The organism is Desulfosporosinus metallidurans (assembly GCF_001936615.1).
GTDB lineage: Bacteria > Bacillota > Desulfitobacteriia > Desulfitobacteriales > Desulfitobacteriaceae > Desulfosporosinus > Desulfosporosinus metallidurans.
In genome coordinates, this window is the sequence record NZ_MLBF01000127.1 from 1 (window position 1) to 2,555 (window position 2,555).

At 52.6% G+C, this 2,555-nt stretch carries 2 rRNA genes; both read right to left on the minus strand.

What is annotated here, in order from left to right:
- Positions 1–7: 7 nt before the first annotated feature.
- A 5S ribosomal RNA gene (gene rrf, locus DSOL_RS25830) occupies positions 8–124 on the minus strand.
- A 109-nt stretch (positions 125–233) separates the two neighbouring features.
- Positions 234–2,555: ribosomal RNA gene (locus DSOL_RS25835) — 23S ribosomal RNA — on the minus strand; the annotation flags it as partial.

The following is a 2,555-nucleotide window of genomic DNA, read 5'->3' on the forward strand; positions in this document are numbered from 1 at the left end:
GCTTGTTACCTGGCGATGACCTACGTTTCCAGGGGCCTGCGCCCCAAGTATTATCGGCCCTGGAGGTCTTAACTTCCGTGTTCGGTATGGGAACGGGTGGAACCCCTCCGGCATGATCACCAGATGTCTGAGATTTCATCATTCTTGCGAACGCTGTTCTCTCAAAACTGCACAGAGTTGTCATTCTAGTCTTCGTCGATCGAATTTGAGCCACTTACCTAGCGGGCTCATGTTAGGTCAAGCCCTCGACCTATTAGTACCAGTCAGCTCCACACCTCACGGTGCTTCCACATCTGGCCTATCAACCTGATCATCTTTCAGGGGTCTTACCAGCTTACGCTGTGGGAAATCTCATCTTGAGGTCGGTTTCGCGCTTAGATGCTTTCAGCGCTTATCCGCTCCGAATATAGCTACCCAGCGGTGCCTCTGGCGAGACAACTGGTACACCAGTGATTCGTCCATCCCGGTCCTCTCGTACTAGGGACAGATCCTCTCAAATTTCCTGCGCCTGCGACGGATAGGGACCGAACTGTCTCACGACGTTCTGAACCCAGCTCACGTACCGCTTTAATGGGCGAACAGCCCAACCCTTGGGACCTACTACAGCCCCAGGATGCGATGAGCCGACATCGAGGTGCCAAACCTCCCCGTCGATATGGACTCTTGGGGGAGATAAGCCTGTTATCCCCAGGGTAGCTTTTATCCGTTGAGCGATGGCCCTTCCACTCGGTACCACCGGATCACTAAGCCCGACTTTCGTCCCTGCTCGACTTGTGGGTCTCGCAGTCAAGCTCCCTTATGCCTTTACACTCTGCGCGCGATTTCCAACCGCGCTGAGGGAACCTTTGGGCGCCTCCGTTACTCTTTAGGAGGCGACCGCCCCAGTCAAACTGCCCACCTGATACTGTCCCCAACCCCGATTCAGGGGCCTAGGTTAGAATTTCAGTACAAAAAGAGTGGTATCCCACCGTCGACTCCACCAAGGCTGGCGCCCTAGCTTCTTAGTCTCCCACCTATCCTGTACATTTTATACCAAAATCCAATGTCAAGCTACAGTAAAGCTCCATGGGGTCTTTCTGTCCTGTCGCAGGTAACCCGCATCTTCACGGGTATTACAATTTCGCCGAGTCCCTCGTCGAGACAGTGTCCAGATCGTTACACCTTTCGTGCGGGTCAGAACTTACCTGACAAGGAATTTCGCTACCTTAGGACCGTTATAGTTACGGCCGCCGTTTACTGGGGCTTCAATTCAAAGCTTCGCTCTTTCGGGCTAACCTCTCCTCTTAACCTTCCAGCACCGGGCAGGTGTCAGCCCCTATACTTCTCCTTGCGGATTCGCAGGGACCTGTGTTTTTGTTAAACAGTCGCCTGGACCTTTTCTCTGCGGCTCTTGTTGCCAAGAGCGCCCCTTCTCCCGAAGTTACGGGGCAATTTTGCCGAGTTCCTTAACGAGGGTTTTCTCGCGCGCCTTAGGATTCTCACCCCATCTACCTGTGTCGGTTTACGGTACGGGCACCTAATCACTCACTAGAGGTTTTTCTTGACAGCTTGGAGTCGGTTACTTCGCTACTATGTTTCGCTCCCCATCACGTCTCAGACTTTTCGCAGGGCGGATTTGCCTACCCTACATCCTACTCGCTTGGGCCAACTCAACCAACGGTTGGCTTAACCTATCCTTCTGTGTCACCCCATTGCTCAAACGCTTTTAGGTGGTACTGGAATCTCAACCAGTTGTCCATCACCTACGCCTTTCGGCCTCGGCTTAGGTCCCGACTTACCCTGGGCGGACGAGCCTTCCCCAGGAATCCTTAGATTTTCGGCGGACAAGATTCTCACTTGTCTTTTCGCATACTCATACCGGCATTCTCACTTCTATTCTCTCCACCCAACCTTACGGTTGACCTTCTCTGATAATAGAACGCTCCCCTACCCCTTACAGTAAACTGTAAAGCCATAGCTTCGGTGATACACTTGAGCCCCGTTACATTTTCGGCGCAGAACCACTCGACCAGTGAGCTATTACGCACTCTTTAAATGGTGGCTGCTTCTGAGCCAACATCCTGGTTGTCTGTGCAATTCCACATCCTTTCCCACTTAGTGTATACTTGGGGACCTTAGCTGATGGTCTGGGCTGTTTCCCTTTCGACTATGAAGCTTATCCCCCACAGTCTGACTCCCAATCTAAATCTCATGGCATTCGGAGTTTGATAAGGTTCGGTAACCTGGTAAGGCCCCTAGCCTATTCAGTGCTCTACCGCCATGACTCATCAATTGAGGCTAGCCCTAAAGCTATTTCGGGGAGAACCAGCTATCTCCGTGTTCGATTGGCATTTCACCCCTACCCACAGCTCATCCCCTGCCTTTTCAACGACAGTGAGTTCGGGCCTCCAGTAGGTTTTACCCCACCTTCACCCTGGCCATGGGTAGATCACACGGTTTCGGGTCTACAGCATGTAACTCGTCGCCCTGTTCAGACTCGCTTTCGCTTCGGCTCCGGCTTCCCGCCTTAACCTCGCTACATACCATAACTCGCCGGTTCATTCTACAAAAGGCAC